The organism is Streptomyces sp. SAI-127 (assembly GCF_029894425.1).
GTDB lineage: Bacteria > Actinomycetota > Actinomycetes > Streptomycetales > Streptomycetaceae > Streptomyces.
Map to the genome: position 1 here is coordinate 3,849,425 of NZ_JARXYJ010000001.1, position 13,705 is coordinate 3,863,129.

Below are 13,705 nucleotides of genomic sequence, written 5' to 3' on the forward strand. Positions count from 1 at the left end.
AGGCACCCGATACCCGGCAGCGTCGACCGCGGGTCCAGCCCCGGGTCCAGCCCCGGGTCCAGCCCCGGGTGCGCCGCGGTCGGCCCCCCGGCCGCCCGGCGCCGTCTGTCGAGCAGTCTGCGGCGCCGGAGCGGGAGAAGTCGGCATCCGTCCCCGGCCCGTCGCCTCCGCGCCGAGACCCTTGGCGCCCCGCGCCCCCTCGGCACCCGCCCGGCCCGTAGCCTCCGTACCGAGACCCTTGCCGCCCCGCACTCCCTCGGCGCCCGCCCGGCCCGCATCGCCCTGGTCGGAACTGCCCTTGTCGGGCCCCTTCTTGGGAGCGGGCCCGCGTCGACTGTGGCGTCCCACGCCCCGCCTCAGCTCCCCACAGTCGTGGCGTCGGCCCCGTCACCGGAGGCCGTCGCGGCATCGCCCCCGTCACCCGAGGCCCCCTCAGCGGAGGCACCCACGGAGCGCCTGTCAGAGCCTCCCACGGAACCGTCAGAAGTCGCCCCGTCCGCGGCGAACTCCCGGAACGCCCCCGCCACCGTCTCCGGGTACTCCATCATCGCCACGTGCCCCGCCTCCGGCAGGGTCAGCAGCCGGGAGTCGCGGAAGGTTCGGGCCGCCTTCTGGGCCATGCGGAAGCCGACGAGCTGGTCGCGGCCGCCGTAGACGAGGAGCGTGGGCGCGAGAACACGCTCGGCCTGGCGCCACAGCGCGTGCTGGCCACCCAGTGTGTACGCGTTCACCAGCCCGCGCGCGGAACGCGTCATCGCGTCCCAGAAGTACGGCAGTTGCAGCCGCCGCTCCATCTCCTCCACCGCGTTCCGGAAGCCCTCCGGAGTGACCCGTCCGGGGTCGCCGTAGCACAGGGCCGTGACCCCGCGGACGCGCTGCTCGGCCGTCCAGTTCTTGCTGTACCGGGTGAACAGACCGGCCACGCCGGGCACCGCCAGCAGCCCCGTGGGCACGGCGGTGCGCTGGACGCGGATCTCCGGGAGGGCCGGCGAAACGAGGGTGAGGGTGCGCACCAGGTCGGGCCGCACCGCCGCCACGCGCGTGGACACCGCGCCGCCGAGGGAGTTCCCGAAGAGGTGGACCGGACCGCGGCCGGACGCGTCGAGAAAGCGGATCACCGCGCGCGCGTGCCCGGTGATCGAGTAGTTGCCGTCGTCCGGCGGCGGGGAGTCACCGAAGCCCGGCAGATCGACGGCCTCGCCGTCGACGTCGCCCTCCAGCTGCTCCATCAGCGCCGACCAGTTCTGCGAGGAACCGCCCAGGCCATGGACGTACAAGGCGGGCGGCAGCCCCTCGCGCGCGGGCGGTCTCGAACGCACCGCCAGGGTGATCCCCGGCAGCCCCACCGACCTGATCCGCTCGCCCTCACCGACCCTGACGGGCGCCACTTTGGGAAGGACGGTGGCGGGCGGCACGAAGGGCAGCTCGGACGAAGACATGCGGCAATGTTACGAGACGATCACGCAGTGGTTCATGTGTTCGCCATCACAGAGCACATGTACGAGGTGTGCGCGGCGGCGGCACGCACATCGCATGGCATCCAGATCGTGTGTCTCCTAGGCTCGTACGCAGGGCACCCGAATGTGGCCCCCTGTGTACATCAGGGACGTTCTAGGAAGGGAGCCCACCATGGCCTACGACCCCACCGACCCCGAGGCCTTCACCGACTCCGAGTCCTTCGAGGAGGAGGACGTCGTCGAGCTCGACGTCGAGGCCCCCGAGGTCGACGCGGCCGAGCAGCACACCGACATCGCGCCCGACCGCGACGACCCCCTGACCGGCGTGGACCCCGACCGGGCCAACGAGGCCGACCTCGTCGAACAGGCCAGGGTCGTCTCGCTCGACGAGGACGACTATCGGTGACGTCGGTCCGGCGCCGAGTGGCCGACAACGCACTCATCAGGGAATTCCCGAGCAGGAGCGGGACGGCCGATGCCCACTAGATGACTGTTTGAAACCTTTGGGCGGTTTTCGTCACCGTCCGGTCCGTGAAATTCTGCGTTCGTACCGCGCACAGCACGGTTACCGAAAAGTACGATGGCGGCGCGGCGCACACCGCATGTGGACGACATTGGGAGGCGGCGTGACAGCCATCGAGCAGACAGAGGCGGCACGCCCGCGCGGGACGCGCCTGCCGCGCCGTGCCCGACGGAACCAGCTGCTGGGCGCCGCGCAGGAAGTCTTCGTGGCACAGGGCTACCACGCGGCCGCGATGGACGACATCGCCGAGCGCGCCGGCGTCAGCAAGCCGGTGCTCTACCAGCACTTCCCGGGCAAGCTCGACCTCTATCTCGCGCTGCTGGACCAGCACTGCGAGTCCCTGATCCTGGCGGTACGCACCGCGCTCGCGTCGACGACCGACAACAAGCAGCGCGTACGGGCGACCATGGACGCCTATTTCGCGTACGTCGAGGACGACGGCGGAGCCTTCCGCCTGGTCTTCGAGTCGGACCTGACGAACGAGCCCGCGGTGCGCGAGCGCGTCGACAAGGTCACCGTCGAGTGCGCCGAGGCGATCTCCGAGGTCATCGCGGAGGACACCGGCCTCTCGCGCGCGGAGTCGATGCTGCTCGCCTCGGGCCTCGGTGGGCTCGCCCAGGTGGTGGCCCGGTCCTGGCTGCACAGCGACCGCAGCGTCCCGCGCGACCAGGCGGTCCAGCTGCTGACGTCACTGGCGTGGCGGGGCATCGCCGGATTCCCGCTGCACGGCATGGAGAACCACTGAAAGCAGCACTGGGACCACCACTTCGACCCGCACGCGCGCGTGCGGGTCGTTTGTTCCCGTCCGTTGTTCGCTGTTGGCGTTCTTGCGCGGAACGTGGACGTCCCCTCACCGGGCTAATGTGTGCTGGGTACGGCGCGGAAGGTCGCGCACTTCACTGACCGTCGGAGGGACATAGCCGTGGAGGTCAAGATCGGCGTGCAGCACGCGCCCCGCGAGATCGTTCTGGAGAGCGGTCAGAGCGCCGAGGAGGTCGAGCGGGCGGTGGCGGAGGCCCTGGCCGGCAAGTCTCAGCTGCTGAGCCTGGTGGACGAGCACGGCCGCAAGGTCCTCGTCCCGGCCGACCGTCTGGCGTACGTCGAGCTCGGTGAGCCGGCTCCGCGCAAGGTGGGCTTCGGCGCGCTGTAGCCACACAGACGAAGAGGGGCCCGGCGACCGGAAGTCGCCGGGCCCCTCTTCGTGCCGCGGGCAAGATTCTTCTCTCCACGTATGGAGCACGGGGACCACCCGGAGGAGGATTGCATTCCGCAGGTCACGGGTATGACGGGCTACGACCGTGATGCGCAGTGTGGCCGTGGGAGGGACCCCATGATGTTGATCGAAGCGCTCGGCTCCGCTCTGCTCGGTCTCGTACTGGCGGGGGTGGCGGTTCACCGCCTCGCCCACCGCCTGCCGACCCGCTCCCTGGTCCTCGCCACGGGCACCGCGGGAGCACTCTTCGGCGCCTTCGTGACCCACACCGCGCTGGACCCGGGCAACATCCTGCTGATCCTCCTGGGCGCGGCAGTGGTCTCGGTGGCGTCGCTGTCCCTGCTCCTGCGGCCGAACGGCAGACTGCGCCGATCAGCGCCGGCGTAGGGGAACTGCGCGACCAGCCACAACGAACCCGCAGCCGCCGACAGAGCACAGCCCCCGAGCTGCCGGGCGCTAAGCCGCCAGGCCCAGCGCAGCCATCCGCTTCGTGTGCGCCTCGGTGATCCGCGAGAACATCCGCCCCACCTCGGCGAGATCGAACCCGTCGGCGACCCCACCCACGAGCATCGTCGACAACGCGTCCCGGTCGGCGACGACCCGCTGCGACTGCGACAGCGCCTCCCCCATCAAGCGCCGCGCCCACAGGGCCAGTCGGCCGCCCACCCGCGGGTCCGCGTCGATCGCCGCCCGCACCTTCTCGACGGCGAACCCGGCGTGCCCGGTGTCGTCGAGGACGGCCAGCACCAGCTCGCGCGAGTCCGCGTCGAGCCGCGCCGCGACCTCACGGTAGAAGTCACTGGCGATCGAGTCGCCGACGTACGCCTTGACGAGCCCCTCCAGCCAGTCCGAGGGCGCCGTCTGCCGGTGGAAGCCGTCGAGTGCCGCGACGAACGGCTCCATCGCGAGCGTCGGCTCCTCGCCGATCTCGGCCAGCCGGTCACGCAGCTTCTCGTAGTGGTGGAACTCGGCCGACGCCATCTTCGCCAGCTCCGCCTTGTCCGCCAGCGTCGGCGCCAGCTTCGCGTCCTCCGCGAGCCGCTCGAAGGCCGCCAGTTCGCCGTACGCGAGCGCGCCGAGCAGGTCGACGACCGCGGCTCGGTACTGCGGGTCGGCGGAGGCCTTCGTCCAGTCCTGGGCGGCGACTCCGGTGGGTTCGGCAGGGGTCTCGGAGGCGTTGTCGGGCTTGTCAGAGGTCGTCATGAAGCGCACAATAGCCCGCTCTCCGGACGGCGGAAGGCCCTGGTCAATCAGTGTGACGACGACTACGTGACCAAATCGGCCATCGCATGTGCACGATTCCGGGGTATGGTGGTAATGCGCCTGCTGGTACGACGGCACTTCATGAGTGCACCGAACCTCGACAGGCCGCACGTATGAGGATGCCCGGTCGGTGGCCCGATCGGCTCCGACCCGACAGCCCTCCTCGCCCGTACGGCACTGTGCGTACGGAGTTCGGAGGGGGACCCTCAGCGGTACGAGCGCTAGAGCGTCGGCAGTGGTCCCGTGTCATTACGGCTTAGCCCGTAAGGCAGCCGACGTCCCCAGCACGGTAGACGACCCCCTGCGCTCGCCTCGCACCGCGCACACAGAAGAGGCAGCACCCTGACTACGACCTTCCGCGATCTCGGGATTCTCACCGAGACGGCCGAGGCCCTCGAAGCCGTCGGCATCATCAACCCGTTCCCCATCCAGCAGATGACGCTCCCGGTCGCCCTCTCCGGCTCCGACGTCATCGGCCAGGCCAAGACCGGCACCGGCAAGACGCTGGGCTTCGGCCTTCCGCTCCTCGAGCGCGTCACCGTCCCCGCCGACGTCGAGGCCGGCCGCGCCAAGCCCGAGGACCTCACCGACGCCCCGCAGGCGCTCGTCGTCGTCCCCACGCGCGAGCTGTGCACCCAGGTCACCAACGACCTGCTGACCGCGGGCAAGGTGCGCAACGTACGCGTCCTCGCCATCTACGGCGGCCGCGCCTACGAGCCTCAGGTCGAGGCCCTCAAGAAGGGCGTCGACGTCGTCGTCGGCACCCCGGGCCGACTGCTGGACCTCGCGGGCCAGAAGAAGCTCAACCTCGGCCACATCAGGGCGCTCGTCCTCGACGAGGCCGACGAGATGCTCGACCTGGGCTTCCTGCCCGACGTCGAGAAGATCATCAACATGCTGCCGGCCCGCCGCCAGACGATGCTGTTCTCGGCGACCATGCCGGGCGCGGTCATCGGTCTCGCGCGCCGCTACATGTCGCAGCCCACGCACATCAACGCCACCTCGCCCGACGACGCGGGCAGGACGGTCGCGAACACCAAGCAGCACGTGTACCGCGCGCACAACATGGACAAGCCCGAGATGGTCGCGCGCATACTGCAGGCCGACGGCCGGGGACTGGTCATGGTCTTCTGCCGCACCAAGCGCACCGCGGCCGACCTGGCCGACCAGCTCCAGCAGCGCGGCTTCGCCGCCGGCGCGGTCCACGGCGACCTGGGCCAGGGCGCCCGTGAGCAGGCGCTGCGCGCCTTCCGCAACGGCAAGGTGGACGTCCTCGTCTGCACCGACGTCGCCGCCCGCGGCATCGACGTCGAGGGCGTCACGCACGTCATCAACTACCAGTCTCCCGAAGAGGAGAAGACGTACCTGCACCGCATCGGCCGTACCGGTCGCGCGGGTGCCAAGGGCATCGCGATCACCCTCGTCGACTGGGACGACATCCCGCGCTGGCAGCTGATCAACAAGGCGCTCGAGCTCAACTTCAACGATCCGCCGGAGACGTACTCCACCTCCCCGCACTTCTACGAGGAGTTGAGCATCCCCGCGGGCACCAAGGGTGTCCTGCCGCGGGGCGAGCGCACGCGCGCGGGGCTCGCCGCGGAGGAGCTGGAGGACCTGGGCGAGCCGGGCGGACGCGGTGCACGCGGCCGTGGTGACCGTGACCGGGGCCGCGGGCGTGGTGGCCGGGACGAGTCCCGCTCCGCCGACCGCGAGCGCTCGGAGCGTACGCCGCGCCGTCGCCGTCGTACCCGTGGTGGGACGGCGCCGGACGTGACGGCCCCCGCCGAGGCGGTCGCCCCGTCGGAGACCACCGCGGTCGAGGACACCACCGCGACCCGCACCCCGCGCCGTCGCCGCCGCACCCGCGGCGGGGCGTCCGACTCGGCGCCGGCCACGGCGACCGCGGCAGCGGCGGCGGTCGAACCCGCCGTGTCCGAGGCCGCGGAGTCCGCCGTCACGGCGGCGGAGGGCCCGTCCCTCGGCACCGAGACCCCGGCCAAGCCGCGCCGCCGCCGGACCCGCAGGTCGGCGGAGACGCCGGCCGCGGTGGAGACGGTCGTCGAGACCACGCCGGTCACGGATGCCGCTCCGGCCACCGAGGCCGCTCCGGAGGCGGAGGCTCCGGCCACGAAGCCGCGCCGTACGCGCAAGACGGCGGTTGCGGCTCCGGCCGCGGAGACCGCCGTTGACACGGCCGAAGCCACCGAGGCCAAGCCCCGCCGCACCCGCAAGGCAGCCGCCACTCCCGCCGCCGAGACGGCAGTGGACACCGCGGAAGGCACGGCCACCAAGCCGCGCCGCACCCGCAAGACCACGACCGCGACCGCGACCGCGACGACGGAGGCCACCGCCGACACGGCGGAGACCGCGGAGGCCAAGCCCCGGCGCACCCGCAAGGCCGCAGCCCCGGCTACGACCGCCGCCGAGACCGCGGTGGACACGGCGGAGGCCGTGGAGGCCAAGCCGCGCCGCACCCGCAAGGCAGCCGCCACTCCGGCCGCGGAGGCCACCGTGGATACGGCAGAGGCCACCGAGGCCAAGCCGCGCCGCACCCGCAAGGCCGCAGCCCCGGCTACGACCGCCGCCGAGACCGCGGTGGACACGGCCGAAGCCACCGAGGCCAAGCCCCGCCGCACCCGCAAGGCAGCCGCCACTCCGGCCGCGGAAGCCGCGGTGGACACGGCCGAGGCGACGGAAGCCAAGCCGCGCCGCCGCACCCGCAAGGCCGCCGAGCCCGCCGTGACCGCCGACATCCCGGCCCAGGCGGTCCAGGAGCCGGAGGCGGTCGAGGTGGCCAACCCGCGACGTACGCGAAAGACGGCGAGCTCGGCGAAGGCGGCCGAGACGGCAGTGGACACCGCGGAAGGCACGGCCACCAAGCCGCGCCGCACCCGCAAGACCACGACCGCGACCGCGACCGCGACGACGGAGGCCACCGCCGACACGGCGGAGACCGCGGAGGCCAAGCCCCGGCGCACGCGCAAGACCGCGGCCACCGCCGAGGTCGTCGCGGACACGGTCGAGGCCAAGCCCCGTCGGCGTACCACCCGCAAGGCCGCCGAGCCCGTCCTGACCGCCGACATCCCGGCCCAGGCGGACCAGGAGCCGAAGGTTGCCGCACCGCGCCGCCGGACCCGCAAGACGGCCGCCGCGGAGCCCGCGGACAGCTGAACCCAGACTGACGGCCCGGCCCCTTCACCTGGGGCCGGGCCGTCGGCGTACCCGCACCGCACCGGCCCGCAGCAGCCGGCGCCGACCACACCCATCACGACCAGGCCGGCGCCCCGCGGCCCCCTACGACGCCGGCCCCTCACCCCCGCCGGATACCCTCACCCCGTGAGCACCCGAGCCGTCTTCACCCCGCCCCCCGGCGCCCGTGCCTACCCCCTGCGCACCGACCGCGGTGAGTTCGCGGCCGTGGACTCGGCCGTGCCCCCCGGTGTCGCCGAGAAGGGCACCGCGCTGCTGCTGCCCGGGTTCACGGGGAGCAAGGAGGACTTCACGCTCCTCCACGAGCCGCTCACGGCGCGCGGATACCGGGTCGTGGCCGTGGACGGGCGGGGACAGTTCGAGTCGGACGGCCCGGAGACCGACGAATCCGCCTACACGCGAGGCGAGTTGGCACGGGACGTGCTCGCCCAGGCCGCCGCGCTCGACGCACCCCTGCACCTGCTCGGACATTCCCTGGGCGGTCAGATCGCGCGCGCTGCCGTACTGCTCGACCACTCCCCCTTCCTGTCCTTCACCCTCGTCTCCTCGGGCCCCGCGCAGATCTCCGACTCCCAGCAGCAGCGGGTGAAGCTGCTGCGGGACGCGCTCGGTGTGATGACGATGACCGAGGTGTGGGACGCGATCCTGGCCATGGGCCCGCCGGAGGAGGTGGGCGGCCCCGCCAAGGGCATCGGGGACGTCGAACAGCTCCGCCGCCGCTGGCTCGGCAACAAGCCCGCCCAACTCCTCGCGACGGGCCGCCAGTTGTGCACCGAGCCGGACCGGGTCGGCGAACTCGCCGCCGTCCCGCTGCCGTTCCACGTCCTGTCCGGATCGCAGGACGACACCTGGCCGGTGCCTCTCCTCGACGACATGGCCGTACGACTGGGCGCCCGCCGCACGGTGATCCCGGGAGCCGAACACTCCCCCAACGCCGACCAGCCCCTCCCCATGGCCCACGCCCTGGCCGACTTCTGGGACGGCGTCGGCCGTTGAGCGGGGCGAGTGGTCAGTACTGCCCCTGCAAGTGCTCCCAGAACCCGTCCCGCAGTGACCGTCGCAGATCCGCCTGCCCCCGCAGTGAGTACTGGAGAAGCACCTCCGCCTCCACCAGCAGGTCCTGGTCCACCGAGCCCGGCAGATACGGATGGCCGGGCAGCAGCTCCTGCAGCGCCGCCCTCCCCCGCTCCGCAAGCCACTTCGCGGCGATCTGCGCGCCCACGAAACGGACGTCGTCGCGAGTGGGCCGGGTGGTCGTCGCCTCGTAGGGCACGGCCGCCCGCCGGGAGACGTACGGCTTGAAGAAGTCGAGGTCGAGGGTGCGCTGGCTGTCGACCTCCCAGAGGAGGGGTTCCGCCTGGTTGCGGCCCTCCGGTGCCTCGATGCCCCACAGGTGCACGCGGGCGCCGTAACCCTGAGCCGCCTCGACCGCCGAGACCAGGTCCTCGTCTCCGCCCAGCAGTGCCGCGTCGCTGATGGCGCGGTGCCGGGCCAGGGACTCCAGGTCGGAGCGGATCAGCGAGTCGACGCCCTTCTGCTGGTTGTTGGCGTTGAGGTTGCCCAACCGGACCTTCACGTCCGGGAGTTCGGCGATGGACTGCTGTTCCGACGTGTGGATGCGGCGTCTCGCGCCGTCGTACCAGTAGACCCTCAGCAGTCTGCTGTCCGCGAAGATGGTGCGGGCCCGGTCGATGAGGGCCTCGATGAGGCCCTCGGCGTCGAGGTCGAAGGCGCGACGGTCCTCGGTGCCGGCGACGAGTCGTCCCGCGGCCGCGTAGAGGTATCCCGCGTCGACGAAGATCGCATGTGTCGAGGGCGTCTTCGCGACCTCGGCGAGCATGCGCGTGAGCAGCTCGTTGGTGCGGTCGATGCGGGCGCTCAGGGGCGCCAGGTCGTCGTTCATCGCACCCATTGTCCCGGCGGTCACGCTGCGAACACAACCGGTCCCAAGGAGTCTCCGGAGACTCACTTACCGGTCAGTAGTTAGCCGTTCGAAAAATTTCTTTAGCGTAGGGAATGTTTGTAACACGAACCCCGTTGACTACTCACGTACGCAGTAATTCTCCGCAGGAGGATGACCAGACGAAGGGAGAAGCCATGCGCTTCGAAATCATGCGACTCGACGACGTCGACGGCACGCCCGTGGACAGTACTGTCGTGGACGCCGCCTCCGTCAACCGGATCGTTCAGCAGGCCGCCGCCATAGGACAGCGGCTCTGGATCCGTCCGGCCGACACCTCGGCCTCGTAACAGACGCGGATCACCGCCGAAGCTTCAGAGCCCCCGCCAGGCATCGACGCCGGGCGGGGGCTCTGCGCATACCCATGGCCGCCGTACCCATGGCCGCCATATTCATGGCCGCTCAGCTCGCCTGGACCACCTGGGTGATCCCGTTGATGATCTGCTGCACGGCGATCGCGGAGAGCATCATCCCCGCGAGCCGTGTCACCAGCACGACCCCGCCGTCCTTGATGACCCGGATGATCAGCAGCGAGTACCGCATCACCAGCCACAGCACGACATGGATGGCGAGGATCGCCGTCCACACCGAGACCTGCGTGGCGACACTGTGGGCCTTCTGCACGGCGAGGATGACGGAGACGATCGCACCCGGGCCCGCCAGCAGCGGCATGCCCAGGGGGACGAGCGCCACGTTCACGTCCTTGGTCTGCTTCGGCTCGTCGGTCTTGCCGGTGAGCAGGTCGAGCGCGATCAGCAGGAGCAGCAGCCCGCCCGCGATCATCAGCGCGGGCACGGAGACATGCAGGTAGTTCAGGATCTGGTGGCCCAGGAGCCCGAAGACGGCGATGACACCGCCCGCGACACAGACGGCCTGGAAGGCCATCCGCTTCTGCACCTTGCCGGGCCGGCCGGCGGTCAGCGCGAGGAAGATCGGGGTGATCCCGGGGGGATCCATGATGACGAACAGGGTGAGGAAGAGCGAGCCGAAGACGGCGACGTCGAACATGACGGAACTGGCCTTACCGAAGGGGGTGGAACAAGGAGCCGGGCACGGCCCGGCGCCGGGTGACGGGAAGCGGGGTCGAGCCTCAGATTCCGCCGGCCCCCGGAACGGGAAACGCGCCCGTCGCCCGTCGCGTGATCTCCCCGTACACCTCGGGGTCGGTCGTGTACTCGCCGAGGGCGACCGTCTTGCGGCTGCCGTGGTAGTCGCTGGAGCCGGTGGTCAGCAGCCCCAGTTCCTTGGCGAGCCCGCGCAGCCGTACGCGCGTGTCCTCGTCGTGGTCCATGTGGTCGACCTCGATGCCGTCGAGCCCCGCGGCGGCCATGTCGGCGATCGCGGACTCCGGAACGGTGAGACCGCGCTTGCTCGCGCCCGGGTGGGCGAACACCGTGACCCCGCCGGCCCCCTTGACCAGCCGGATCGCCTCGAAGGGGTCGGTCTCGTGCTTCTCCACGTGGGCCCGCCCGCCGTCGGCCAGCCAGTCCTCGGTGAAGGCTTCGTCCACGCTCCGTACGACCCCGAGCTCGACGAGCGCGGTGGCGACATGCGGCCGCCCGACGGATCCGTCACCGGCGATGCGCGCCACCTGCTCCCAGGTGACCGGCACGCCCAGCTCCTGAAGCCTGGCCACCATCCCGCGGGCCCGGGGCACCCGGTCGTCCCGCACCAGCTCCCGCTCGGCGAGCAGCGCAGGCTCCTCGGGATCGAAGAGGTAGGCCAGCATGTGCATGGACACCCCGCCGATCCGGCAGGACAGCTCGGCCCCGGTGACGAGGGTCAGTCCCACGGGCAGCGCGGCAACGGCCGCGCCGTACCCGCGAGTCGTGTCGTGATCGGTGAGGGCGACGACGTCCAGCCCCGCAGCGGCGGCGTTCCGCACCAGCTCGGCGGGCGTGTCGGTCCCGTCGGAGGCCGTGGAGTGGCAGTGCAGATCGATGCGCACGACGCGGACTCCAGACACTGACGGAACAGAAGAGGACGCTCAAGGATAACCAGATCATCCAGCTCCTCTGTCACACCCGCTGCACGGGTGCGCCCCCTACAGTCAGGGTTTCAGCAGCCGGGGCGACAGCGCCCCGCAGGGCACCAGTTCCACTTCCGCCCCCGCGTCCCGCAGATCCGTGAGCACCAGCTCGTCATACATCAGCAACCCGGACTGCTCGGGCCAGACGACCGCCCACAGCCACATCCCGAGCGCCTCCCCCGCGAACACCGCCCGGTCGTCCGGCGCCCCGGCGACATGCCACAGCGGAGTCGGCCGGCCGGCAGCGAGCACCTTCGCCTGCGCCGGCTTCTCCACGCTCATGTACGGTCCCGGATCCGGCCCGTCGATGCCCGCGTAACGCGCCCCGAGCCCGACCCCGAGCTCCTCGGCCACGAGAATCAGCTCGCCGACACCCCCGAGCGGCCCGGGTCCCGTGCAGGCCACCGCCGTGGCGCGGCCGCCGCTGCGGTCGTCACCGGCGCAGGTCACGCCCGTGAACAGCCAGCCGACCGGCAGCGGCCAGGGCATCCACACCGGCACCTGCGTGCGATGCACCACGACCTCGAGGGCCTCGACGCTGGGCGGGATCACGGGCTGCAGCGGATGCACGGTCCCGTGCACGTCGCACTGCCAGGAATCGGCGAAGAGTCCGGGAGCCCTGACCCGGCCACCACACTTCGGGCAACTGGGTTCGCCCCTCATAGGGCCCCACGGTCCTACCCTCGCTCCCTCACGTCAAGGACGATCACCCGTCCGGACGGAAGCGGTTCACCAGCACATATAGATGTAGCTTGCATTAGTTAGCTGCTCTAACTTACTATGTGCATATACCAACTATCTCCGTGAGGAGTGGAGGAACGACCATGGACCCCTTCGATGCGGGAGCCGGCGGCATCCTGCGCCAGCCGAAGGCCGTGTGGGCGACGGCGGGTGCCTCCGTCGTCGCCTTCATGGGCATCGGACTCGTGGACCCGATCCTGCCGTCGATCGCACAGGGCCTGGACGCCACGGCGAGCCAGGTCTCCCTCCTGTTCACCTCGTACTTCCTGATCACCGCGATCGCGATGCTGGTCACCGGCTTCGTCTCCAGCCGCATCGGCGGCAAGAAGACCCTGCTGCTCGGCCTCGCCCTCGTCGTGGTCTTCGCGGGGCTCGCGGGCACCTCGGGCTCGGTCCAGGAGCTGGTCGGCTTCCGGGCCGGCTGGGGCCTGGGCAACGCGCTGTTCGTCTCCACGGCCCTCGCCGTCATCGTCGGCGCGGCGGCGGGCGGCAGCGCGGCGGCGATCCTGCTGTACGAGTCCGCCCTCGGCCTCGGCATGGCCTGCGGCCCGCTCCTGGGCGCGCTGCTCGGTGACGCCAGCTGGCGCTACCCGTTCTTCGGTACGGCCTTCCTGATGGCGATCGGCTTCCTGTGCATCACGGTGTTCCTGAAGGAACAGCCCAAGCCGGCCCGGAAGACGTCCCTGCTCGACCCGATCAAGGCGCTCGGCCACGGCGGGCTCGCCTCGGCCGCGGTGTCGTCCTTCTTCTACAACTACACGTTCTTCACCGTGCTGGCCTTCACGCCCTTCGTGCTCGACATGACCCCGTACAAGTCGGGTGCCGTGTTCTTCGCCTGGGGCGTGCTGCTCGCGGTCTTCTCGGTGTTCGCCGCGCCGCGCCTCCAGGAGAGGTTCGGTTCGCTCAAGGTGCTCGGCGGCTCGCTCGTCCTGCTCGCCCTCGACGTGCTCGTCCTCGGCTACGGCAACCACACGGCGGCCATCGTCTGCACGATCCTGTCCGGCGCCTTCATCGGCGTGAACAACACCGTCTACACAGAGCTGGCGCTCGGCGTCTCGGACGCCCCGCGGCCCGTGGCGAGCGCGGGCTACAACTTCGTGCGCTGGTTCGCGGCGGCCGCGGCGCCCTACTTCGCGCCGAAGATCGAGGAGTGGACCGACATCCACATCCCGTTCGTGGTGGCCGCGGTGACGGCGGTGCTGGGCGCGCTCGTGGTCGTCGTACGGCGCAACGCGCTCACCGACGAGGCGGAGGAGCTGGAGCCGAGGCACGCGACCGAGGACAGTGTCGCCGTCTTCGCCAACTGACA

The 13,705-nt window shown here is 71.1% G+C and carries 14 protein-coding genes; 8 read left to right on the forward strand and 6 right to left on the reverse strand.

The window, feature by feature from the left end:
- Positions 1 to 356: 356 nt before the first annotated feature.
- Positions 357 to 1,439: an alpha/beta hydrolase gene (locus M2157_RS17405; protein ID WP_280862690.1), complete on the reverse strand. Its 1,083-nt coding sequence runs from the start codon at positions 1,437 to 1,439 to the stop codon at positions 357 to 359.
- Between the two features lie 190 nt (positions 1,440 to 1,629).
- Between M2157_RS17405 and M2157_RS17410 the strand changes: the two genes are divergently transcribed.
- The 4 genes from M2157_RS17410 to M2157_RS17425 all read left to right on the forward strand — a co-directional run bounded on the left by M2157_RS17410 (position 1,630) and on the right by M2157_RS17425 (position 3,580).
- Positions 1,630 to 1,863 (forward strand): hypothetical protein, encoded by a 234-nt coding sequence (locus tag M2157_RS17410; RefSeq protein WP_280862691.1) that lies wholly within the window; start codon positions 1,630 to 1,632, stop codon positions 1,861 to 1,863.
- 220 nt (positions 1,864 to 2,083) lie between these two features.
- Positions 2,084 to 2,725 carry a TetR/AcrR family transcriptional regulator gene (locus tag M2157_RS17415; RefSeq protein ID WP_069765852.1) on the forward strand — a complete coding sequence of 214 codons (642 nt, stop codon included), beginning with the start codon at positions 2,084 to 2,086 and terminating at the stop codon, positions 2,723 to 2,725.
- A gap of 177 nt (positions 2,726 to 2,902) precedes the next feature.
- Positions 2,903 to 3,130: a DUF3107 domain-containing protein gene (locus M2157_RS17420; protein WP_020119766.1), complete on the forward strand. Its 228-nt coding sequence runs from the start codon at positions 2,903 to 2,905 to the stop codon at positions 3,128 to 3,130.
- Between the two features lie 180 nt (positions 3,131 to 3,310).
- On the forward strand, positions 3,311 to 3,580 hold the full coding sequence (locus M2157_RS17425; RefSeq protein ID WP_280862692.1) for a hypothetical protein: 270 nt from the start codon (positions 3,311 to 3,313) through the stop codon (positions 3,578 to 3,580).
- Between the two features lie 69 nt (positions 3,581 to 3,649).
- Here the strand turns inward: M2157_RS17425 and M2157_RS17430 are convergent, their stop codons facing one another.
- Positions 3,650 to 4,396, reverse strand: coding sequence for a ferritin-like fold-containing protein (locus tag M2157_RS17430; RefSeq protein WP_280862693.1), 747 nt, complete (start codon positions 4,394 to 4,396; stop codon positions 3,650 to 3,652).
- A gap of 495 nt (positions 4,397 to 4,891) precedes the next feature.
- On the opposite strand from M2157_RS17430, the gene M2157_RS17435 reads away from it, so the two are divergent.
- Together M2157_RS17435 and M2157_RS17440 are read left to right on the forward strand one after the other, a co-directional pair.
- Complete coding sequence (locus tag M2157_RS17435) at positions 4,892 to 7,627, forward strand: DEAD/DEAH box helicase (protein WP_280865673.1); 2,736 nt, start codon at positions 4,892 to 4,894, stop codon at positions 7,625 to 7,627.
- 165 nt (positions 7,628 to 7,792) lie between these two features.
- Positions 7,793 to 8,662, forward strand: coding sequence for an alpha/beta hydrolase (locus M2157_RS17440; protein ID WP_280865674.1), 870 nt, complete (start codon positions 7,793 to 7,795; stop codon positions 8,660 to 8,662).
- Between the two features lie 13 nt (positions 8,663 to 8,675).
- On the opposite strand, the gene M2157_RS17445 is transcribed toward M2157_RS17440, so the two are convergent.
- On the reverse strand, positions 8,676 to 9,569 hold the full coding sequence (locus M2157_RS17445; protein ID WP_280862696.1) for an NYN domain-containing protein: 894 nt from the start codon (positions 9,567 to 9,569) through the stop codon (positions 8,676 to 8,678).
- Positions 9,570 to 9,763: 194 nt separating this feature from the next.
- Here M2157_RS17445 and M2157_RS17450 point away from each other — a divergent pair, with 194 nt between their 5' ends.
- Entirely contained in the window at positions 9,764 to 9,916 is a 153-nt protein-coding gene (locus tag M2157_RS17450; protein ID WP_007384531.1) for a hypothetical protein, read from the forward strand.
- Positions 9,917 to 10,028: 112 nt separating this feature from the next.
- Here the strand turns inward: M2157_RS17450 and M2157_RS17455 are convergent, their stop codons facing one another.
- The 3 genes from M2157_RS17455 to M2157_RS17465 all read right to left on the reverse strand — a co-directional run bounded on the left by M2157_RS17455 (position 10,029) and on the right by M2157_RS17465 (position 12,318).
- Complete coding sequence (locus M2157_RS17455; RefSeq protein ID WP_280862697.1) at positions 10,029 to 10,634, reverse strand: MarC family protein; 606 nt, start codon at positions 10,632 to 10,634, stop codon at positions 10,029 to 10,031.
- An 82-nt stretch (positions 10,635 to 10,716) separates the two neighbouring features.
- Positions 10,717 to 11,574, reverse strand: a complete 858-nt coding sequence (locus tag M2157_RS17460) for a PHP domain-containing protein (protein WP_280865675.1) — start codon at positions 11,572 to 11,574, stop codon at positions 10,717 to 10,719.
- 102 nt (positions 11,575 to 11,676) lie between these two features.
- Positions 11,677 to 12,318 (reverse strand): DUF6758 family protein, encoded by a 642-nt coding sequence (locus M2157_RS17465; RefSeq protein WP_280862699.1) that lies wholly within the window; start codon positions 12,316 to 12,318, stop codon positions 11,677 to 11,679.
- 161 nt (positions 12,319 to 12,479) lie between these two features.
- On the opposite strand from M2157_RS17465, the gene M2157_RS17470 reads away from it, so the two are divergent.
- Positions 12,480 to 13,703: an MFS transporter gene (locus M2157_RS17470; protein ID WP_280865676.1), complete on the forward strand. Its 1,224-nt coding sequence runs from the start codon at positions 12,480 to 12,482 to the stop codon at positions 13,701 to 13,703.
- Positions 13,704 to 13,705 lie beyond the last annotated feature (2 nt).